This is a genomic window from Marinobacter denitrificans (genome assembly GCF_008795955.1).
In the GTDB taxonomy this organism is placed as follows: domain Bacteria; phylum Pseudomonadota; class Gammaproteobacteria; order Pseudomonadales; family Oleiphilaceae; genus Marinobacter; species Marinobacter denitrificans.
In genome coordinates this window covers 1,588,294-1,610,585 of the sequence record NZ_VMHN01000001.1, presented here as the reverse complement: position 1 = coordinate 1,610,585, position 22,292 = coordinate 1,588,294, and the positions used below count along the sequence as shown (strand labels likewise).

Below are 22,292 nucleotides of genomic sequence, written 5' to 3'. Positions count from 1 at the left end.
GTGATTTCCCGGCCCGAAGCCATTGCCTCTGCTGTAGAGGAATGAAGATGGTTCATCCGGGCCTTATTCTATTCTTCCGTTAAATTTCCATGTTCCACGTGGAACAATCTGTATTCCGGCATGGTGTTCTGCCAAAGCTCATCAGGTCGGGGCGGCTCTATCGACGTCAAAAACACCTGACAGCGTAATTCGTAGAGTTTCTGGGCCAGCATGGCCCGGTGTCCCACGTCCAGTTCCGCGTTAATATCATCCAGCAGAAAGGTGACCTGCTTACCCAGATCACTCAGTACCATGCCCTGAGCAATCTTCATCAATATAACCAGCGTTTTCTGTTGACCCCGGGAAAATGTCTCCGACACCGGTCGCCCCTGAAAACGCAGCCGTATGTCGGCCCGATTGGGGCCATACAAGGTATGGCCCATTTTCCGTTCCTGTTCCCGATGTGCTTTCAACACGTCAAACAGAGATTGCGACACATCCCAGCCCGCGTAAAAATCGAGCTTGAGCCCGTCTACCCAGGGCGCGTCGATCTCGCCGAGCAAGCTATCAAAGGCCTTGGTGAACAAACGGAAGGTCTCTTTACGTGCTTTTGTCAGACGCTCTGCCAACTCCGTGTACTGCGAGTCCCAGACCTTCATCAGAGCATCGTCTATTCTACCAGTTCTGAGGATTTGATTCCGCTGTGATGTCACTCTTTGGCACTGCTGCCAGCTCGAGGCAAAAGAAGGTTCCACGTGGAACACTGCCCAATCCAGAAACTGACGCCGTTTGCCGGGACCACCGGCAACAATATCAAATACTCCGGGGTCGATAACCGACACGGGGAGATGCAAAGCCAGCGAAGAGAGATTTCGTACTGCTTCACCATCCACACGAAGTGTCGTTTCCTTCGCCAATACGTCCCGGGATATCCCTACGCGGTGACAGAGTTCTCCGGGCGCAGCAACCTTGTCGTCGGATATTCCTTTATCGAGGCCGCCAAATACGGTGAGCTTGCTCTGGCCGTGACTGACCACCGCCTGGTGTCGACTGACACGAAACGAACGTCCGAGACCCAGATACCCGATGGCTTCCAGCACGCTGGTTTTTCCACTGCCATTTTCACCGTAAAGAAGATTGATGGAAGGAGAGAAGCTGACCGGCGCAGGAGAGAGGTTGCGGAAGTGTTCCGTTTGCAGTTTAACGAGCGCCATAGATCACGATAAGTTGTCAGCCTGGAGACGGAACAAAAAAGGCAGCGTGCCAATCGGCGACGCTGCCCCAGTGTACAAAACCTTGTGGATGAACGCGATTAATGCAGCATGGTAAGACGTTCGTCCATAAAAACATCCATCTCTGGAGCAAGAATGTGTACGTAACGGTCAAAGTACAGAAACTGTTTCAACAACAAGGCAAACTCCCTTGGGAAATGAAGCCCATGGCCCTCACCAATCCGCACCATATCCATCAGGATGCTGTTCACGTCGTCTTCAGCCTGATCCGGTTGATACGGCACTTCGTCCGGGACCATCTTGTCCATCTGTTGATACAAACGGCGAAGGTCGTTCGCCAGTTCGCTGGCCTGAACTTTTTGATGGGTAATACCGATACGGATCATGGCGTCTGCCATACCATCGAAGTTTCCGACCATCACGGATGAAATAAAATCGCTGACAGCCTGCCAGGTGTCCGGTCGTATGCGCCCCACGATGCCGAAATCGATAAAGCCCACTCGCCCGTCCTTCAACACCATCAGGTTACCGGCGTGGACATCCGCGTGAAAAAATTCACACTGGGTCAGGCTGGAGAACCAGGTATTCATGGCAGTAATCAGCGTTCGCTCCGGATCCCGTGCATAGCCCCGGATGCTTTCCAGATCTGTAAGCGGAACGCCGTGGAATCGCTCCATGGTGAGAATCCGTCGGGTGCTGCAGCTTTCATACACAAGAGGCACTGTGGCGTCTTCATTATGGGAATTCAGCAGGAACTCCCGGAACACTTTAAGGTTGTTGGCTTCCTTGATGAAGTCGCACTCTTCCATCATGGTACGCTGAATTTCCTCAACGATACCCGACAGTGACGTCCAGGACAGCTTGGGAGCCAGCGTTTCCAGAATCCGGGCAGATAGATAAAGAAAGTTAAGGTCCGTGAGCAGAATATTTTCCACCCCGGGCTTCTGTACCTTGATCACCACATCTTCACCGGTAACCAGCTTCGCAGCATGAACCTGGGCAATTGACGCAGAAGCCAAGGCCACCGGATCGATATCCGAGTACACCTCGTCGATCGGCCGTCCCAGTTCATCCCTGATGATCTTTTTGATCACACCGAAGGGCAGGTTCGGAGTCCGGTCCAGGCAGTACTGAAACTCCTCAACGTATTCCTTGGGGAAAAACGTGGGTGAACTGGCAATAAACTGACCCAGCTTGATATAAGTGGCTCCCAGCGATTCAAACGTCTGCCTGAGCAAGCGTGGAGCAGGTGGACGATCACCACGAACCCAATTCACGCCGGCACGTCCGAGTACAGACACCGTCTGACCGATGCGAAAGGCACCCTTGAGACTGTTCGTCACCGTTCCCATGTTTCTCTTCCTTCCTTATCCCGTAAATTGTGTCTTTTAAAGCCGCATGGGCATCACAACGTATAGGCAGCGGTTATCGTTCTGCGCTTCTATCAGTGCGCTGCTGTTGGGATTAGCCAGGGTGATTTTCACCTGGTCTTCCTCCAACGCATTCATTACATCCACCAGATACCCTACATTAAATCCGATTTGCAGTGATTCGCCCTGATACTCGACCGGCAACGCGTCTTCGGCCTGTTCCTGATCCGGGTTATTGGCGAAAACCTGCAACTCGTTAGGGGCAAGATTCAGCCGCACGCCCCGGATATTTTCGTGGGAAAGAATACCGGCACGTTGCAGGGTATTCTTGAGTGTGGCCCGGTCTGCCAACACGATCTTGTCACCGCCACGGGGAATAACCCGGTTATAGTCCGGGAACTTGCCCTCTATCAGCTTCGAGGTGAACGTGTAGGCTCCCACAGTAGCACGCAGATGGTTGTCCCCAATCACCAGGGTAACCGGCGTCTCCACGTCATCCAGCAGGCGCGCCAGCTCCAGCACGCCCTTACGGGGCACAATCACCTGCCGCGGTTCAGGGCAGCCGGTCGGCAGATCGAAATGGGCCATGGCCAGGCGATGGCCATCCGTCGCCACTGTGCGGACGTGGTCTTTGTCCACTTCCAACAAAAGGCCATTGAGATAATAACGGACATCCTGTTGCGCCATGGCAAAGGCGGTCGCATCAAACATACGGCTGAGTTCCTTCTGGGGCAGTTCGAGCCGGAAACTTTCCGCCTCGTCCTCCACATTTGGAAAATGCTCAGCAGGCAAAGTCGACAGGGTGAAATGGCTGGCACCACAACGCAGGTGCAGCCGGTCACCTTCCAGTGCAAGCTCAATGGGAGATTCCTCGCCCAGTGCGCGGCAGATATCGGACAGTTTCCGGGCCGGGACGGTAATACGTCCCGGCTGATCCACGTGCACCGGCGACACCCGTCCAACCAGCTCCACTTCCATATTGGTTCCGGTGAGAGTCAGGGAGTTGTCTTCCGCTACCAGCAATACATTGGACAATACTGGCATTGTCTGTTTACGTTCCACCACACCGGCAATGGATTGCAGCGGGGTAAGCAGGGATTCTCGGCTGATCGTCAGTTTCATGGCACCCAGCATTCTTTTATTGGAAGGTGAATGTTTATTGGTTGTTCACTGAACCGGTCAGGTTGTAAGCAACCGCATAAAGTTCTGATAATCTTCGCGGATACCCGGATCTGTCTCCTGGAGCTCCACAATCTTCTTGCACGCATGCAGTACCGTGGTGTGATCACGGCCACCAAACGCATCCCCGATTTCCGGCAGGCTGTGGTTGGTCAGCTCTTTCGACAGAGACATGGCAACCTGCCGTGGCCGGGTTATCGTACGGGTGCGTCGTTTCGACAACAGGTCAGAGACCTTGATCTTGTAATACTCCGCCACCGTGCGCTGAATGTTATCAATACTGACCTGCTTTTCATGCAGCGCCAGCAAGTCTTTGAGGCTTTCGCGGATAAACGGTGGGGTTATCTCCGACCCGGTGAAGTGAGCATTCGCTATCACCAGACGCAGTGCCCCTTCTAGTTCCCGGACATTCGAACGGATCTTCTGGGCAATAAAAAAAGCCGCTTCGCTACTGAGTTTGACGTTCACCTGCTCGGCTTTTTTCATCAGGATCGCCACCCGCGTTTCCAGCTCCGGTGGTTCAACCATCACTGTCAGGCCCCAGCCAAATCGCGATTTGAGCCGTTCTTCCATATCCACAATTTCTTTCGGAAAGCGGTCACAGGTGACGATTACTTGCTGGCCACCCTCAAGCAACGCATTGAAGGTGTGGAAAAACTCTTCCTGGGACCGCTCCTTGCGGGCAAAAAACTGGATATCATCAATCAGCAGTGCATCTACGGACCGGTAATACCGCTTGAACTCATTGATTGCGTTCAGCTGAAGGGCCTTGACCATGTCTGCGACAAACCGCTCGGAGCGAAGATAGGCGACCTTTGCCCTTGGATTGCGCCTAACTATATCGTTACCGATTGCATGCATCAGGTGGGTTTTACCGAGACCAACCCCACCGTAAAGAAACAAAGGGTTGTAGGCCCCGCCGGGGTTTTCCGCCACCTGCATGGAGGCAGCCCTGGCGAGCTGGTTGGATTTACCCTCCACGAAAGTGTCAAACGTAAAACCTTCATTGAGAAAGCTCTGGTGTTTGATATCCCCTTCCACCTGCACGGAACGGCGGTTGTCTTCGTGCCTCGGCTTTGCGGCGCGGGGGTTCACCGTGGCTGCAATCCCCCTCTCTTCTTCCGTCACCGTGCTGACGCCTTCCTGCTCGGTCGCCGCCCCTTTGGCTGCCGTTTCAGAACGAACAACCAGATCTGACGTTTTGGGTGCTGAACCCACTTTCATATTGACCAGCGGCGCCTGGCCCCCATGGAGATCTTTCAATACTTCTTCAATTCGTCTGAGGTATTTCTCGTTGACCCAATCCATCACGAAGCGGTTTGGCGCAAACAGCATCAACTGGCCCTCGCGGTGATCAGACTGCAAGGGCCTGAGCCAGGTGTTGAATTGCTGAGCGGGAAACTCGTCCCGGAGTACTTCCAGACACTGATGCCAGATATTATTCGGCACGACAGCCTTGCCTCCGATGCCTCAGAAATTACTCGTAACGGATCTCCGTGACCCGATGAAAGAGATGACCAAGGATTCTAACCTGCGCACCCCTCAAGTGAAAGGGTCAATAGCACTTAATAAACAGCCTGTGGAAATTTAAATTGTTAAATATCATATTTTTACAGACTTACCTACAGGCTTGTGTACAGAAAACGATAGCCTTCACAGTTACCCACAGCCCGTTGTTCGCAACCCGGCCCCAACCCTGTGCATAATCCCCCTGACACCAGTGGATAAAACCGCCTCGAAGCTACCAACCATGTTACCCACATTCCGTGCGTCAGTTATGCACAGGGCTCAGCAGCACTTGTCAACCACCTTGTAAATATCGCAATAAACTGTTTTAAATCCCGTTTTGTCGCTTATCCACAGAAAAAGGCCTGCCTAATAACAGTAATAATAATCCTTAAAGAGATTAAAAAAGACCTACTGAATCTATTACTCAGCCGGGTTGTTTCCGTCAGATCCAGATTAGCGCATCACGCAATCGATAAGCATTGAATTCCTTTGCCACATTGCATAGAATGCCGCTCCTGTTTTGGCTGTTCATTTTCCAGCCAACCATTGAATTTCCAATACCTGCAATGTGAGATCGACACCATGAAAAGAACGTTTCAACCAAGCGTACTGAAGCGTAAGCGCGTTCACGGTTTCCGTGCCCGCATGGCGACTGCCAACGGCCGCAAGGTTATCTCCCGCCGTCGTGCCAAGGGCCGTGCCCGTCTGTCTGCGTAAGACATTGACCGCCTGATGAAGGCTTTGACCTTTCCAAAATCGTCCCGGCTGCTCAAACCAGGTGATTACGGCAAAGTCTTCGATGACGTTCAAATCCGGGTTCCGCACCGGAATTTTCTGATCCTGGCGACACCCAATACTCTGGGACACGCCAGGATCGGTTTGGTGTTTTCAAAGAAAAATCTCAAACTCGCCGTACAACGCAATCGCGTCAAACGTCGGGTCCGGGAAACCTTCAGACACCAGACAGACTACCCTGCCCTGGACATTGTGGTGCTTGGGCGACGGGGACTGACAGAGCTTGATAATGCAACGCTCAATGCTACCCTGACGGAGCTTTGGTCGCGTCTCAGAAAGAAAAACCGCCAGCTCCAGAAACCCTCAACATCGGAACATTCCGGTACCGGCAAAGGAACGGGTTAATGCGCAAACTGTTGCTCCTGCCCATCCGTGTCTACCAGTATGCGATAAGCCCCATGATGGCCAGTCACTGCCGTCACTTTCCAACCTGCTCACAATATGCTGTCGAAGCCATAACCACCCATGGTGCAGCAAAAGGCCTTTTTCTTGCGATGAAACGTCTTCTGAGGTGTCATCCGTGGGCAAAAGGCGGGTATGATCCCGTTCCGGGCACTGACGTCTGCAGTGAGGTAATGTCCACCACCTGCTGCGGGCCGGCCAGCCAAACCCATAACACTAACCAGACCAAACAGTAAGTTTATGGATATTCAACGCATTGTATTATTTGCCGGCCTGGCCATTGTCAGTTACATGATGGTACTTGCCTGGAATGAAGACTATAACCTGCCGCAGACCGAACAGGTTGCCGAGCAGACCAGTTCCAGGGCCCCCTCCGGAGACAGCGATGATCTGACACTGCCAGACGAATCCGCAGGCGGATCTGTGACCTCCGACGAAGAGTTCACAACCCCGGAAGGTGAAAGCCAGGCTATCAGCAGTTCAGAAAATGGTTCAGTCGAAGTCAGCGACCAGCTCATCACCATCCGTACCGATGTCTATGAACTGAAAATTGATCGGGTCGGCGGTAATCTCATCCAAAGCTCCCTGCTCCAGTACGATCGCTCACTCGATAGTAAGGAATCCCTGCGGATTCTGACCAATACCAATCGGCGCACCTACATCATGGAAAGCGGTCTTATTGGCCGCGATGGTATCGACAGTAAACGCAACGGCAGTGCCCCCGTTTACGAAGTCTCTGCCAGTGAATTCGAACTGCAGGAAGGTGAAGATTCACTTACCGTAGATCTGACCTATTCCACTGACAATAATGTGGAAATCACCAAACGGTACGGATTTGCCCGTGACAGCTATGAAATTGATGTTCGTTATCTGATCGATAACCAGTCTGACGATGTCTGGCAGGCCAACATGACCGGCAAGATCGTCAGGGACCAGGCGCCTGATCCGACTGCACAGAACAGCCTTGGTATCAGGGCATTCCTGGGTATGGTCGTCAGCACCCCGGAGGACCCCTACGAAAAGTACGATTTTGATGATCTGACTGACGAACCCGTTAATCAGTCAGTCACCAATGGCTGGCTGGCGTTCCTCCAGCATTATTTCCTGGCGGCATGGGTACCTGAACGGGATCAACCCGCCCAGTTCCAGTCCACTCAACGCGGCGCTCTTCATGTGATGGGATTTGTCTACCCCGCCACACAGGTTCAACCAGGAGAAACCGCAGAAGTATCTGCCCGGGCCTATGTTGGCCCCAAGATCATTGAGCGCCTGGAAGAAGTGGCGCCGAACCTGGATCGCACCGTTGATTTCGGCTTCCTGTTCTTTATTGCCTTGCCGCTGTTCATTATCCTGGACTGGTTCTATGGCCTGGTGGGCAACTGGGGTGTCGCGATCATTCTGCTGACGGTCCTGGTGAAGGCGGTGTTCTTCAAACTCTCTGCTACCAGCTACCGTTCCATGGCAAGAATGCGTGCTGTGGCTCCGCAGCTGACGAGGCTGAAAGAACTCTACGGCGACGATCGCCAGCGAATGTCCCAGGAAATGATGGCGCTGTACAAGCGGGAGAAAATAAACCCCCTTGGTGGCTGCCTGCCGATACTGGTTCAGATGCCCGTGTTCATTTCCCTGTACTGGGTTCTGTTCGAAAGTGTGCAGCTGCGCCATGCACCGTTTATGCTGTGGATTCACGATCTGTCGGTAATGGACCCCTATTTCATCCTGCCCATCCTGATGGGTGCCAGCATGATGCTGCAGATGAGCCTGAACCCGACACCACCGGACCCGATGCAGGCCAAGATCATGAAGATGATGCCGCTGGTGTTTACGGTATTTTTCCTCTGGTTCCCGGCAGGTCTGGTACTGTACTGGTTGGTTAACAACATCCTGTCCATCAGCCAGCAGTGGTACATTACCCGCAAGATTGAAGCGGAAATGGCCACCAAGAAGAGCTGATCAGGCACAATTAAGGCCAGCAATCACAGAGGCTCCTTCAAGGGGCCTCTGTTGTTTCAGGGGACAACAAGATGTTCAATGCCACCGATACCATTGCCGCCATTGCCACAGCGCCGGGTCAGTCCGGTGTGGGGATTGTGCGAGTCTCCGGACCGGAGGCGGCGACCATTGCCCGCAAAATGCTTGGTTTCAATCCCCGTCCCCGTTACGCCCACTACGGTCCCTTCCTGGACACAAGCGGCGAATTGATTGATGAAGGCATAGGGCTGTTTTTTCCCAATCCCCATTCGTTTACAGGCGAAGATGTATTCGAGCTTCAGGGGCACGGCGGTACCGTTATCCTGGACCTGTTGCTGAGAACAGTGTGTGAGCTGGGCGCCCGCCTGGCGCGGCCCGGTGAATTTTCCGAAAGGGCATTTCTTAATGACAAACTCGATCTGACCCAGGCGGAAGCGATTGCCGATCTGATTGAGAGCAGTTCAGAACAGGCTGCACGCTGTGCCGTCAGGTCATTACAGGGCGTGTTTTCCCGTAGAATTGATGCCCTGGTCGAGGCGGTTACTCACCTTCGTATTTATGTGGAAGCTGCCATTGATTTCCCTGAAGAGGAAATCGATTTTCTGGCGGATGGTAAAGTCGCCAACGACCTGCAGACCATCATGCAGAATCTGGACGTGATTCTTGCTGAGGCCCAGCAAGGGACGATTCTCAGGGACGGTATGAAAGTGGTGATAGCTGGCCGCCCCAACGCCGGCAAATCCAGCCTGCTCAATGCGCTTGCCGGTCGGGAAGCCGCCATTGTAACCGCGGTTGAAGGCACTACCCGGGACGTTCTGCGGGAGCATATACATATTGATGGCATGCCCCTGCATATTATTGATACGGCCGGATTGAGAGACAGCCCGGACGAAGTTGAACAGATCGGCATTGCCCGCGCCTGGGAGGAAATCCGCCAGGCCGACCGTATCCTGCTGATGGTGGACGCGACCACAACACCGGAAACTGAACCTCACCGATTGTGGCCCGATTTTATTGATCAGCTACCTCAGGGTGCCCCTCTTACGGTAATCCGGAACAAAGTGGATCTGACCGGCGAACCCGTCGGTATTGAACAACCAGACCGAGCGGCGGCGCCGGTCATCCGTATCGCGGCCAAATCCGCAGATGGGCTTGAAGTTCTGAGGGATCACCTGAAACAGTGCATGGGTTTTGCCAGTACGACAGAGGGTGGCTTTATCGCCAGGCGTCGTCATCTGGATGCCCTGGAACGGGCACAGGAGTTCATGCGCCAGGGCGAAGCACAGTTACAGGGTTTCGGCGCCGGCGAGTTACTCGCTGAGGATCTGCGTGCTGCGCAGGATGCCCTGGGAGAAATTACAGGTGCAATGACACCGGATGAGTTGCTTGGTAAGATCTTCAGTAGCTTTTGTATAGGTAAATAAGCACAGGGAAACCGTTGAGTCAGTGCTCTTCCATATGAGACCGGATGCTCCGTTGCCGTGAACGGCTAAAAGGTTTCAATGTATCGTTGGTATGTTTCTCTTCTGACCCTTCTGTTCCTGCCCGGGTGCGCTGTCATCAACGGTGAGTACTTGTCTGAAGCGCAGCCGCAGGTTGGAACCCGGGGCGAGAATGCAGGCAAGCCGCCTGCTACCCCACCTGATACAGCACCCTACGAACTGCAGCGCCAGGCACTGTTTGACCAGCCCTATATTGACCCGCTTACGGATTATCTCAAGAAGCATGGTGATGATACCGGACGTGAAGCCGTGCTTCGGCAAATTGCGGAGGAACGTGACCGCCGCTGCCAGGCCATCGCGGATGGCTATGCCGGCAAACCGGCTACAGAACAGCGACTGGCCCGCTATCGTGCCGGGTATAACTACTCCTGCGCCGCAGAGGTAGAATCGTTTGCCCAGCGGGTGCAGCAGAACCAGCACAACAATCTGCCGACCACAATCGCTGCCCCTGATGACAACGATGAAGCCTCCCAGCCCCAACGGCAGGACGCCCAATCCCTCAGTGACTGCTATCTGTTAACCACTATCCGCAACTTCAGTGCCGCCAGGGAAGCCTGCCGCGAAACCGCTGAAAACGGAGATCCGCGCTCTCAGGTCAATATGGCAATGATTACCCATGCTTTTGAAGACTATGCCAGCGCTTTTCAATGGGCACGGCAGGTGGCGCTCGTTTCGGGTACTGCAGCCTATATTCTGGCCCAGCTGTACGATTCCGGACTCGGTGTCGAGAAAAATCCGGAACAGGCCGTATACTGGTACGATAAGGCAGCTAGCCAGGGGCACAAGGAAGCTCGCATAGCACTTGAACGTTTCCGGGAGCAAACCCCCGCCGACGGTACCTGATTCTCCGCCGAAGGATATCGATTGATGTCGGTCACGTTTCTCCGCCGCCCGTTCTACCGGAAAAACCCCTCCTCCCGACAGGCAGTCATGTGGTTACTCGGCTTACTGATACTGGTATTTCTCGCCGGTATGTTGTTGCTGTCACGCCTGAACCTCAACTACTCCCAGGAGGCCCTTTCCGAGCTCCGGCGTCAGCAGATCCATGAAGTTATCAGTGCCGGGCTGACTCGCATCAACGGCCGTCAGTCAGCACTGGCCGGTTACACCAAGGCGCTGGCAAATGTTGGCGAAAGCTTCCATTCGCTGGCCCGGAGCAATGTCGCTGATATCGACCGCTCCACTATCCGGGCCCATCTGGAAACCTCTCTCAAAGACCACCTGAAAGATTTTGACGGTGCTGCCGGCGGCGGCTTGTGGTTTGAGCCCGGCGTTATGTCCGGGCCCGGTGATGGCTATATGCCGTATTTTATACGCAACGCCGATAACCCGGAGCTGAAGCGTCTGGAGGTTGATGCTCAGCTACGAAACTATCGTAACGCTCCCTGGTTCGGTCACACACTCGGTCGGGGATGGACACCCGGCCCCGAGCGTGTCAGTGAAGTTTACTGGTCCCCGGTCTATTACGATCTCAACACCGAACGCGCGGTCCTGACGTTGGCAACCCCGATGTATGACCAGCGGAACAACCTGCTGGGTATGGCAACAACTGCCTGGACATCGGACCAGATCATTGACGTCGTCAGTCGCATCAGCGTTACCGAGCATAGCTTCACTTTTCTCAACGATAGCAATAACCGTAATCTCTCCAGCCTCAGCAGGGGTGAGGATACCCCCGAAGAGCAGGCTCTGATTGATGCTGTTCTGGCACTTGAGCTGGCCGCAGATATCGACCCGGCCTCCGAAGCCCTTACCATGCGCACGCTCACCGTAAGTGGTAACGATTACGAACTGTATTATGCCGCTACTGCCGGCGGCATGGTCTATGGTGCAGGCGTGCCGGTGGATGAAATCAATGCGGTACTGAGGCCTATGGAGAAGACCAACCAGAGGATTCTCCTGGGCACGGTTTCTGCAATGCTGCTTCTGAGCCTTTATCTGTTATACCGGATCATGCAGCTGATCCGGGAACTTCAGGCGTCCTATACTGACGAGCTTACCGGATTGCCCAATCGGGTCCGCCTGTTACGGGACTTGCAGGCCCGTGATGATGCCTCGTTGTTGATCATCAATCTGGACCGCTTTAACGAAATCAACAGCCTCTTTGGCAATGTCTGTGGTGACCACGTATTGCTGGTGCTTGCCACTCGGTTAACAGCTTTCAACCGGGACCGGGCCGGAGGACTGTTGAGGGTCTACCGGTTGCCAGGTGATGAATTTGCGATCCTTGCGCCGTTGCTTGAGGAGGAGGGCATCCAGGGTCTGGCTGTGCAGCTGCGTCACCTTGTCAACGGGGAGCGGATATATTGGCAGTACCAGCCCCTGACAATGGATGTCAGCGTCGGAATGGCAACGCGAAAAGGCCGCAGAGCGGGGGGCTCCGCCGATCAACTGGTCAGTCAGGCCAAGGTGGCGGTGCTGCAGGCCCGGGAGCAGAACCGCCATCACCTGCTTTACGATCCGTCTGTGGGAGTTGAAGAGAACTACGAAGCCAACCTCTACTGGGCCAACCGGCTGAAAGCGGCCATTGACGAAGACCGTCTGGTGCCCTGGTTTCAGCCTATTCATGATAACAGGCAGCAGCGTGTTACCAAATACGAATGTCTGGTACGGATGGTGGAGACGGACGGCCGTGTGATCAGCGCCGCCCAGTTCGTGAAAATTGCCGACCGTTTGCGTCTGAACCGCAGAATCACGGTATTGATGATCGAGAAGTGTTTTGCCGGTTTCTCAGATCGGGAGGAAGAGTTTTCCATCAATCTGTCGTACGGCGACATTGCCGATTCTGAAACAGTGGGCAGGATTCTGGAGGCTCTGGATCGTTATGGCATCGGGAGCAGGGTGATATTCGAGATTCTGGAATCGGACGGTATTACCAATTACGATGAAATCCATCGCTTTATTGAGCAGGTAAAGCCTTTTGGCTGTCAAATTGCCATTGATGATTTCGGCACCGGCTACTCCAACTTTGCCCACCTTCTGAGCCTGAACGTCGATTATATAAAAATCGATGGCAGCCTGATCCGCAATCTGCATGAGGATCACACAGCATTTCTTGTAACCAGTGGCATTGTCCAGTTTGCCCGTAGTCTGAATATCCGCACTGTGGCTGAATTTGTCCACAACCAAGCCGTGCAGGAGCGGGTTTGTGAGTTGGGCATCGACTTTTCCCAAGGCGACTATTTTGGCTTGCCGGTCCCGGAGCCAGGATCGGCTGAGCGAATGGTATAGCGTTCATTTCCTTACGAAAACACACATTTTTGGTGTCAATTACCGTCGATACCTGAGGTAGACTTCGCCCTCCAAGAAAGGGACGCCATCGCCATGGCGACTATGCATACCAAGGAGAAAAACCGTGCGGCACCTGCCACCTCTACTACTTGCTGTCCTGACCCTGACCGCTAGCATTTCCACCGCCCAGGCGTCTGACAAACTGTATCTGTATACCGAAAACTTTCCCCCGTACAACATGAGTGCCACAGGACGGGCGTTCGAGCATAACGGCACGAACATCGATGGTTTATGCACCGAGATGGTCAAAGCGATTCTTAACAACACCGACCTTGATTATGTGATCAAGCTGCGAAACTGGGATTACGGCTACAACCGCGCCCTTAACAAAAGCAATCACGGTATTTTCTGCACTACCTACACAGAGTCCCGTGCGCCCCGCTTCAAGTGGGTTGGCCCGCTGACCCGGAACCTGTGGACCATTTTCGCCCCCGCGGGTACAGATCTCCAGATCGACCGCCTTGAAGATACCAGGGGGCTGAGGTTTGGTGGCTACCGCAATGATGTTATGACCGAGTACCTGCTTGAACGTGGCTACGAGGTGTCGGCTCTGGATAGTGATGACCTGAACCCCAAACGCCTGGAACTTGGCCAGATTGACTTGTGGATAGCAGATCGGCTGGCAGGCCCTTATTTTGCTTCGCAGCAAGACGTGGAAGGATTGGAACCGGTCTATTCCTTTAACGATATGGAGCTTTTCCTCGCAATAAATCCCGATACACCGGATGACACAGTCGAAAAGCTCAACGCCGGGCTTGAAAAGGTCCATGAGTCAGGCATGTTCGAGGCCATTGAAACCAAATACGGCTTGTAAGGAGGGGAGCGATACGGCTCCCCTTTTCGTTTATAGGCGCCCGTAAAGTCAACCGGTTCTGCGCTGATCCGGGGCATCCACAACCTGAAGAGAGTCAGTGCGAGTCCGGTTACCCAGGAATTCAGGCCGGGGTTTGTTGCCGCAGAATGGCTGCACCAGCTGATTCTCCACACTGTTATAGACGAAGAACAGGTTGCTGCGTGGCCAGGGGGACATATTGGCGTTGGAGGCGTGCAGGGTGTTGCACTCGAAAATAATCAGTGAACCGGCCGGGCCCGTGGGTGCCTGGATACCATGTTCGTCGATCATCCGGTTGAGGTCATGGTGCGCCGGCACACCCAGCTCCTGTTTTTTCAGTGACGACTGATAGTTGTCTTCGGGCGTGCGGCCGACGCAGGGGATAAAGGTCCTGTGGGAGCCCGGCACCAGCATCAATGGCCCATTGAACGGTGTATTGTCAGTCAACGCGATGGAAAAACTCACTGAGCGCATACGAGGCATACCATCTTCTGCGTGCCAGGTTTCAAAATCCGAGTGCCAGTCAAAGCCCTTACCGTGGAATCCCGGCTTGAAGTTAATACGTGACTGGTGAATGTAGGCATCACTGCCCAGCAGCTGGTGCACCATGCCCAGAATGTGAGGGTCACGAGTCAGGCGGTCAAAGCGGTCCGACAGCTCGTGAATGCCGAAAACGGAACGTATTTCCTGCTTTCCCGGTTCTGTGATGGTGCCCTCGGATTGCAGTATGGCCTCGTCATTCTCGTAGGCACGCAAGTCTTCCCGGAATCGCTGTACCGTGGTGGTATCGAGAAAATTATTGAATACCAGAAAGCCATCCCGCTCGTATTGAGCCAGTTCCGTTTCGCTCAGCGGGCCGTCTTTCCGCTCTTTGCCAGCGCTGTGCACTACCGGGTCCAGGCGCTTGAAACTTGCCGTAGGGCGCTCAAGCCGTGTGGGGTACAGATCATCAGTACGAGTATCCATGGTCAAACCTCCCTATTTCTCTATCGCACAGGGGAACCCGTATCAGGTTTCCCGAAGCAAAAAATAACAAGTTGATCTGGTATGGAATTCCGCGCGAGCGGCGGCTACTGAAAGATTGGGGGCGGTCGTCAGAATTTCAACCGCCCGGCGGGCAAATCCAGCAGGTGTGGATTTAATCGATAAAACTCATGCTGTCTGCCTCCAGCTGCATCAGGTTCTTGCTGGGGCTGAGCATGCTGGTGGCATGGGCCTGGGCTCTTGGCAGAAGGCGCTCGTAGTAGAATTCCGCCGTCGCCAGCTTGGCCCGGTAGAAGTCTTCGGAATCCGCACCCCCCTTGTCGAGCTTGTCGGAGGCAACGGCGGCCATGCGCAGCCACATGTATGCCATGGTTACGTAACCGCTGTACATGAGGAAGTCATTGGCAGCCGAACTGACCATGTCCCGATCTTTACGGGCCGCCAGCATCAGGCGAACCGTCAGCAGATTCCACTGCGCCGTGAGTTTGAGCAGCTCGACCGAGAAGGGACGGACCCGTTTGTCGGTCAGATTCTTGCGGGCAAAGTTGGCCACCCGGAGGGTGAACTCCCTGACCGCCCCGCCCTGGGTCATCAGCAACACCTTGCGGCCCAACAGGTCCAGCGCCTGGATACCGGTGGTGCCTTCATAAAGCGTGGCAATGCGGGTATCCCGGACAATCTGCTCCATACCATGTTCGCGTATGTAGCCATGGCCCCCGAATACCTGCACGCCCAGATTGGCCGCCTCGTTACCCAGTTCGGTCAGGAAACCTTTCAATATCGGGGTCAGGAAACCGAGCTTGTCGTCGTAGGCGTCGGCCTTTTTCTCATCGCCGGTGGTGTGGCCTTCCACCATATGGTCTGCCAGGCGGGCGGCGTAATACAGCATTGCGCGGCCTCCCTCGGCCACGGCTTTCTGGGTCAGCAACATACGGCGAACGTCGGCATGATGAATCAGTGCGTCAGCTGCCTGGTCTGGTTCTTTCTTGCCCGAAAGCGCCCGCATGGACCGACGCTCTTTGGCGTAGTCCAGTGCCCACTGGTAAGAGAGCTCCGCAGGTCCTACCCCCTGAATGGCGGTGCCGATACGGGCGGTGTTCATAAAGGTAAACATGCAGTTCAGGCCTTCATTTTCCGGGCCTATCAGAAAGCCGGTGGCATCATCGAAGTTCAGTACACAGGTGGCCGAAGCCTTGATGCCCATTTTCTTTTCCAGGCTGCCGCAGGTAACGCCGTTGCGTTCGCCAATGCCACCGTTACCGTCCGGGAGGAATTTGGGCACGATAAACAGACTGATACCGCGAGTGCCCTTGGGGGCATCCGGCAAACGGGCGAGCACAATATGAACAATGTTCTCGGTGAGATCATGGTCACCGGAGGAAATGAAAATCTTGGTACCGGAGAGTTTGTAACTGCCGTCTGCCTGAGGCTCTGCTTTGGCCTTGACCTGGCCCAGGTCGGTACCACATTGGGGTTCTGTGAGGCACATGGTGCCGCCCCAGCGTCCTTCGGTGAGTGGTGTCAGGTAGACCTGTTTCTGTTCTTCACTGCCGTGCAGGAAAATAGTGTTCATGGCGCCCATGGACAGGCCGGGGTACATGGAGAAAGGCCAGTTGGCGGTCCCCATCATTTCCTGTTTTAGCAGGCCCATCGAGGCAGGAAGGCCCTGGCCACCGTATTCTTCCGGTGCAGAGAGACCCTGCCAGCCGCCCATGGCGTATTGCTGATAGGCCTCGGGATAGCCTTTCGGAGTGATTACTTCCCCATTTTCCAGCCTACAGCCTTCCTCGTCACCACTCTGGTAAAGCGGGCTCAGTACCTCTTCACAGAATCGCCCGCATTCGTTGAGTATGGCGTCAACGATATCGGGAGTGGCGTTTTCGCCGCTCTGGAGCCGGGTGTAATGGCCAGGGTAGTCAAACACCTCATTGAGCAGGAACTTCATGTCGCGCAGGGGCGCCTTGTAAACCGGCATGGCAATAACCTCTGTGATTCTGTTTGCAGAGTGGGCGAAGGCCGGCAGCCTTCCATTGCCTGATGTTTTACGGCATTGCTGGCGGCCTGCCATTGACGGAAATCGCTATCCTCGATGTCAGAACGGACAATTGGCTGAAATGACGGAACAGCTCAGGGCCGGTGCGGTAATGATCGGTAACGGCGCCGCTGGCGTATTTGTGAAGCCCGATATCAATTCCGAACCGTCCAAGAGTGTAAAAGTCATGCAAAGTCCATCCGGAGTGAAGCTCATCACTGGTTTGCGCCCCTATCTGTGGTTATTGTTATCCACAGTCCTGCTTGTGGGCTGCGCCGGACCGTCGTTGGAAGACTACAGCGACCGCAAGCCGGTATTGACGCCGCAGGAATTCTTCACCGGCGAACTTACCGCCCGGGGTGTGGTCAAGGATTATTCCGGCGAAGTCATACGCACCTTTGATGCCGATATTTCGGCCAGCTGGGACAGCGAGGGCGTGGGCACCCTGGACGAGGTCTTCCGTTTCGACGATGGCGAGGTGCAAACCCGGGTCTGGACGCTGACACCGGATAATGGGGCTCTGCATGCGGAGGCCGGTGATGTGGTGGAGCCAGGCACCCTGCGATGGCAGGGCAACGCGATCAACATGAACTATGTCCTGCGGGTGGCCTACGGTGACGACACCATTGATGTCCGCATGGACGACTGGATGTACCTGATTACGCCTGACACATTGATTAACCAGACCACGATGAGTAAGTGGGGAATCGAAGTGGGTGAAATTGTGCTGGTGATCAGCAGGAAGTCACAACAAACTGAATGAGACGATTATGATAAAGCAATGGCTGATCGCCCTGGTACTGGTAGCACTGGCCACTGGAGGTGCTTTCTCCTGGCAGTATTTTGCCCAGGAAGAGTCGGAAACTGCGCAGACAGAGCGCCCGGCCAGCAAGGTGAATGCGTTCAGCCCGAGCATGGAGTTGGTTCGGGATTCAGTAAATGCCGTGGGCAACCTGCGGGCGCTCGACCAGGTGGAACTGACCACCGAAGTCAGTGGCCGCGTGGTGGAAATGAATCTGGACAGCGGAAAGCGGGTCAGCCGCGGGCAGTTGCTGCTGCGTCTGGACGATCGCCAGGCCAGGGCTGATTTGCAGGTGGCAGAAGCCACCTTGGCAGATGCCCGTCGCCAGTTTGAACGCGCACAACGACTGCAGACCAACAACAGCATTTCCCGGTCCCAGGTGGATGAGCTTCGCACCGCAATGGATGTGGCCGAGGCCCAGCGCGAATCGGCGCGGACCCGCCTGGATAACCACCGGATTGAAGCCCCTTTCGAAGGCGTGATTGGCCTCAGCGATATCAGCCTTGGCACCTATCTCAGTGCCGGAACGTCGGTAACCACGCTCGATTCAACGGATCGCATGGAGCTGGGTTTTTCCATTCCCGAACGCTTTCTGGGCCAGATCCAGATCGGTCAGATGGTTCGTGGAACCTCGCCGGCCTATCCCGATGAGGGTTTTCAGGGCCAACTTGTGGAACTCGGCACACGGGTCAACGAACTCAGCCGTACCTTGCCGGTAAGAGCTGTTATCGATAACCCTGATGGTAAGTTGCGGCCGGGACAGTTCATGTCGGCCAACCTGACACTGCGGGAGCGGGAAGCGTTGGTTATCCCCGAACAGGCGGTGATGATTCGCGGTGCGGCCAAATATGTCTTTATTGCAGAGGACGGTGTTGCCCGTCGAGTGTCTGTATCTCTGGGCTCCCGATCTCCCGGCTGGGTGGAGGTAGCCGAAGGCCTCTCCGGTGAGGACAGGGTAATAATTACCGGTCAGGACCGCCTCAGCAGTGGCAACCGTATTGATGTGGTGGACGACGACAAGGCGATCCCGGACAACCGCTTTGCCACTTCCCGGGAGAGCTGATCGATGATCCTCTCGGACATTTCTATCAAACGGCCGGTTTTCGCCACCGTTATCAGCCTTCTGATTCTGGTTTTTGGTCTTGCGGCGCTGCGGGGCCTGCCCGTGCGCGAATACCCGGACATCGACCCCCCCGTGGTCTCCATTTCCACGGACTACATCGGCGCCGCTGCGGAAGTGGTCGACACGCAGATCACCCAGGTGATCGAGGGAGCAATCAGTGGCATCGAGGGTATTCGCTCCATCGAGTCCAGCACCGAACAGGGCGAATCCCGCACCTCCATCGAATTCAACACCTCGCGCAACGTGGATATTGCTGCCAACGATGTCCGCGATGCGGTAGCCCGGGTCGCCAATAACCTGCCCGAGGAAGCCGATCCACCGGTGGTCAGCAAAGCCGATTCCGATGCCCGCCCGATGATGTGGATCACCCTTCGCAGCGACGTATGGGACAGTGCAGAGCTTAGCGATTTCGCCGACCGTGTACTGGCGGACCGGCTTTCCGTCCTTGACGGCGTGGCCGATGTACGTATTGGCGGCGAGCGCCGTTACGCCATCCGGGTGTGGCTGGACAGGGAACGGCTGGCTGCCCGGGATATTACCGTGTCAGAGGTGGAGCAGGCGCTGCGATCGAACAACGTGGAATTGCCCGCCGGTTCAGTGGAATCCGCCACCCGCGACTTCACCGTGCGCGCCAAGGGGCGATTGTCGGAGGTAGAGGAGTTCCGCAACCTGGTCATCCGCCGTGATGGAAACGATCTGCTGCGCCTGGGCGAGGTGGCGAATGTGCAGATGGGCGTTGAGTCTGACACCAGCCGCCTACGGGCCAACGGTCAGACAGCCATTGGTATGGGGGTTATTCGCCAGTCCAAGTCCAACACTGTGGCGGTATCGGATCTGGTCAGGGCGGAGCTGGACCGGATCCGTGACACCCTCCCTCCGGAAGTTACCATCGCCGAAAGCTACGATGAATCCATCTTTATCCGCGCCTCAATCAAGGAAGTTATCTTCACTCTGGCCATTGCTGTGTCTCTGGTCATCCTTGTTATCTTCATGTTCCTGCGTTCCTGGCGGGCCACACTTATTCCGGCGGTGACCATACCGGTTGCTGTCATCGGGGCGTTTATCGGTCTGGGCGCGCTGGGGTTTTCCATCAACGTGCTGACCCTGCTGGCGGTGATTCTTGCCATCGGTCTGGTGGTGGACGATGCCATTGTGATGCTGGAGAACATCCAGCGGCGCATTGACGAGGGGGAACCCCCTCTGCTGGCGGCCTATCGTGGTGCGCGGCAGGTTGCGTTTGCGGTTATCGCCACCACCCTGACGCTGATTGCTGTGTTCGTACCCATTTCCTTCATGGGGGGAAATGTAGGTCGCCTGTTTGCGGAGTTCGGGTTTACGCTGGCGGCGGCCGTGGTGGTTTCCAGCATCGTGGCGCTTACGCTGACGCCCATGCTGTGCTCCAAATGGCTGAAGCACAGTCCCGAGACTGCAGAGGGGCATCGCTTATGGGCGGCCAGCGAGCGAGCCCTTAACGGGCTTACCAATGGTTATGCACGTATTCTGCGGTTTTCCCTGCGCCAGCCTGGCCTGTTACTGGGCCTTGGCATGGTCGGCCTGATCCTGGCGGTGGTCGTATTTCCGAAGTTACCCCAGGAACTGGCGCCTACCGAGGACCGTGGTGTCATCATCATGCCCACCAGCGCGCCCCGCGGTTCCACGGTGGAATACACCGATCACCATGTCCGCAAGGCCGAGGAACTGTTGCTTCCCTACCTGGAAGACGGCAGCGCCAACCGGTTGCTTTCCATTGTGGGGTTCCGCAACGAGGCCGACAATGCCTTCATGATCATGGGCCTGGCGCCCTGGGACGAGCGGGAGATCAAACAGCAGGAAATAACCAGTGACCTGCGAGGAAAACTGGAGGGCATACCCGGTGTCCGGTCTGTGGCGGTAAATCCGCCGGGCCTGGGCCAACGTGGATTCAACCAGCCGTTGGAATTTGTCATCGGTGGCCCGGACTATGCCTCAGTGCAGGCCTGGAGTGAGGAAATCGTGGAACGCGCGAAAGAGAATCCCAATCTCCTCAGCCTGGAAACCGATTTTGAGCTGACCCGCCCGGAACTGAACGTCACCATTGATCGGGAACGCGCCGCAGACCTCGACGTAACCGTGGAAGATGTAGGGCTGACCTTGCAAACCATGCTGGCCTCACGACAGGTAACCACCTATCTGGACCGCGGCCGGGAGTATGACGTTATCGTGCAGGCAGCGGATATCGACCGGGCCACCCCTGATGATCTTGGCCGCGTGTTCCTGCGGCCGCGACAGGGTGGCGACCTGATTCCCCTGGAAGCACTGGTGACCATTGAAGAGGTGGGGGCAAATCCTGACCTGCGGCGGATTGACCGGTTGCCCGCGGTGGTTATCAGCGGCTCTCTTGCAGACGGCTATGACCTGGGCTCCGCCCTGAACTACCTTAACGGTCTGGCGGTGGATAACCTGCCGCCAGAGGCACGGGTCAGCTATAAGGGCCTGAGCCGGGAGTTCCAGGATTCCTCGGCGGCCATTTACGTGACCTTCGGGCTGGCGTTCGTGATTGTTTTCCTGGTTCTGGCGGCACAGTTTGAAAGCTGGATCCACCCTATGATCATCATGCTATCGGTGCCGCTGGCCGTCACCGGTGCTCTCTACGCCCTGTTTTTCTCGGGTATCACGCTGAATATCTACAGCCAGATAGGCATCATCATGCTACTGGGGTTGATGGCCAAGAATGGAATATTGATCGTGGAGTTCGCAAACCAGCTTCGCGACAAGGGTTATGAGGTACGTGAGGCCATCCTGGAAGGCGCCATCCTGCGCTTCCGCCCGGTGCTGATGACCACGATTTCCACAGTCTTCGGCGCCGTGCCGCTGGTGCTGGCTACCGGTGCAGGGGCGGAAAGCCGGGCTTCCATCGGCATTGTGATTCTTGGCGGGTTGATCTTTGCCACCACCCTGACCCTGTTCATCATTCCCGTGCTCTATAACCTGTTGGCGCGGTTTGCCAAGGCCTCCAATGCGATTGAGCTCGAACTTGAGAAGCAGGCCAGCCATTCTGCGGGCGGCCGCGGGATGGTTGCGGCGCCGCAATCAAAGGAGATGGACAAGTTCTGATAGACGCTGGTCCGAAGCGGTGCAAACTGTGGATAAATAATTGGATAACCTTCGGATAAGCTTTGATTAAAACTGTGTAAGTCCAATAAAAACAAAACATTAAGGTTGGTTTACGGGGTCCGGACAGCAGGTCTGGAATGTGGATAACTTTCTTGAAAAGTTTTCTCAGAAGGTATCTACAACCCGCTGAAATTTT

17 protein-coding genes are annotated in these 22,292 nt (G+C 55.3%); 11 read left to right on the top strand and 6 right to left on the bottom strand.

What is annotated here, in order from left to right; translation table 11 throughout:
- Window positions 1-68 precede the first annotated feature (68 nt).
- From recF to dnaA, 4 genes are all read right to left on the bottom strand, one after another.
- The gene (gene recF / locus FO268_RS07445; protein WP_150991224.1) at window positions 69-1,193 is read right to left on the bottom strand and encodes a DNA replication/repair protein RecF; all 1,125 of its coding nucleotides are present in this window, start codon (window positions 1,191-1,193) and stop codon (window positions 69-71) included.
- A 98-nt stretch (window positions 1,194-1,291) separates the two neighbouring features.
- The gene (locus tag FO268_RS07440) at window positions 1,292-2,563 is read right to left on the bottom strand and encodes an ABC1 kinase family protein (RefSeq protein ID WP_150991222.1); all 1,272 of its coding nucleotides are present in this window, start codon (window positions 2,561-2,563) and stop codon (window positions 1,292-1,294) included.
- Window positions 2,564-2,599: 36 nt separating this feature from the next.
- A complete protein-coding gene (dnaN, locus tag FO268_RS07435; RefSeq protein WP_150991220.1) occupies window positions 2,600-3,703 on the bottom strand; it encodes a DNA polymerase III subunit beta in 1,104 nt (367 codons plus the stop codon).
- Window positions 3,704-3,760: 57 nt separating this feature from the next.
- On the bottom strand, window positions 3,761-5,209 hold the full coding sequence (gene dnaA, locus FO268_RS07430; RefSeq protein WP_150991218.1) for a chromosomal replication initiator protein DnaA: 1,449 nt from the start codon (window positions 5,207-5,209) through the stop codon (window positions 3,761-3,763).
- A 642-nt stretch (window positions 5,210-5,851) separates the two neighbouring features.
- Here dnaA and rpmH point away from each other — a divergent pair.
- The 8 genes from rpmH to FO268_RS07390 all read left to right on the top strand — a co-directional run bounded on the left by rpmH (window position 5,852) and on the right by FO268_RS07390 (window position 14,044).
- Window positions 5,852-5,986, top strand: a complete 135-nt coding sequence (gene rpmH / locus FO268_RS07425) for a 50S ribosomal protein L34 (RefSeq protein WP_008172542.1) — start codon at window positions 5,852-5,854, stop codon at window positions 5,984-5,986.
- A gap of 15 nt (window positions 5,987-6,001) precedes the next feature.
- On the top strand, window positions 6,002-6,409 hold the full coding sequence (rnpA, locus tag FO268_RS07420; protein WP_150991216.1) for a ribonuclease P protein component: 408 nt from the start codon (window positions 6,002-6,004) through the stop codon (window positions 6,407-6,409).
- Complete coding sequence (yidD, locus tag FO268_RS07415) at window positions 6,409-6,702, top strand: membrane protein insertion efficiency factor YidD (protein ID WP_150991214.1); 294 nt, start codon at window positions 6,409-6,411, stop codon at window positions 6,700-6,702. The genes rnpA and yidD overlap by 1 nt, the downstream gene beginning before the upstream one ends.
- A 4-nt stretch (window positions 6,703-6,706) precedes the next feature.
- Window positions 6,707-8,419, top strand: coding sequence for a membrane protein insertase YidC (gene yidC / locus FO268_RS07410; protein ID WP_150991212.1), 1,713 nt, complete (start codon window positions 6,707-6,709; stop codon window positions 8,417-8,419).
- A 71-nt stretch (window positions 8,420-8,490) separates the two neighbouring features.
- Window positions 8,491-9,861 carry a tRNA uridine-5-carboxymethylaminomethyl(34) synthesis GTPase MnmE gene (mnmE, locus tag FO268_RS07405; RefSeq protein ID WP_150991210.1) on the top strand — a complete coding sequence of 457 codons (1,371 nt, stop codon included), beginning with the start codon at window positions 8,491-8,493 and terminating at the stop codon, window positions 9,859-9,861.
- 150 nt (window positions 9,862-10,011) lie between these two features.
- The gene (locus tag FO268_RS07400) at window positions 10,012-10,782 is read left to right on the top strand and encodes a tetratricopeptide repeat protein (RefSeq protein WP_191966884.1); all 771 of its coding nucleotides are present in this window, start codon (window positions 10,012-10,014) and stop codon (window positions 10,780-10,782) included.
- Window positions 10,783-10,806: 24 nt separating this feature from the next.
- Window positions 10,807-13,170, top strand: a complete 2,364-nt coding sequence (locus FO268_RS07395) for an EAL domain-containing protein (RefSeq protein ID WP_225316525.1) — start codon at window positions 10,807-10,809, stop codon at window positions 13,168-13,170.
- Window positions 13,171-13,294: 124 nt separating this feature from the next.
- Entirely contained in the window at window positions 13,295-14,044 is a 750-nt protein-coding gene (locus FO268_RS07390; protein ID WP_150991206.1) for a substrate-binding periplasmic protein, read from the top strand.
- A 48-nt stretch (window positions 14,045-14,092) separates the two neighbouring features.
- On the opposite strand, the gene thpD is transcribed toward FO268_RS07390, so the two are convergent.
- On the bottom strand, window positions 14,093-15,028 hold the full coding sequence (gene thpD / locus FO268_RS07385; RefSeq protein WP_150991204.1) for an ectoine hydroxylase: 936 nt from the start codon (window positions 15,026-15,028) through the stop codon (window positions 14,093-14,095).
- A 172-nt stretch (window positions 15,029-15,200) separates the two neighbouring features.
- Window positions 15,201-17,021: an acyl-CoA dehydrogenase C-terminal domain-containing protein gene (locus tag FO268_RS07380; RefSeq protein ID WP_150991202.1), complete on the bottom strand. Its 1,821-nt coding sequence runs from the start codon at window positions 17,019-17,021 to the stop codon at window positions 15,201-15,203.
- Between the two features lie 244 nt (window positions 17,022-17,265).
- Here FO268_RS07380 and FO268_RS07375 point away from each other — a divergent pair, with 244 nt between their 5' ends.
- From FO268_RS07375 to FO268_RS07365, 3 genes are read left to right on the top strand one after another with little or no spacing between them, the layout of a single operon-like run.
- Window positions 17,266-17,841, top strand: coding sequence for a DUF3833 domain-containing protein (locus FO268_RS07375; RefSeq protein ID WP_150991772.1), 576 nt, complete (start codon window positions 17,266-17,268; stop codon window positions 17,839-17,841).
- 7 nt (window positions 17,842-17,848) lie between these two features.
- Window positions 17,849-18,943: an efflux RND transporter periplasmic adaptor subunit gene (locus FO268_RS07370; protein ID WP_150991200.1), complete on the top strand. Its 1,095-nt coding sequence runs from the start codon at window positions 17,849-17,851 to the stop codon at window positions 18,941-18,943.
- A gap of 3 nt (window positions 18,944-18,946) precedes the next feature.
- Entirely contained in the window at window positions 18,947-22,096 is a 3,150-nt protein-coding gene (locus tag FO268_RS07365) for an efflux RND transporter permease subunit (RefSeq protein WP_150991198.1), read from the top strand.
- Window positions 22,097-22,292: the final 196 nt, after the last annotated feature.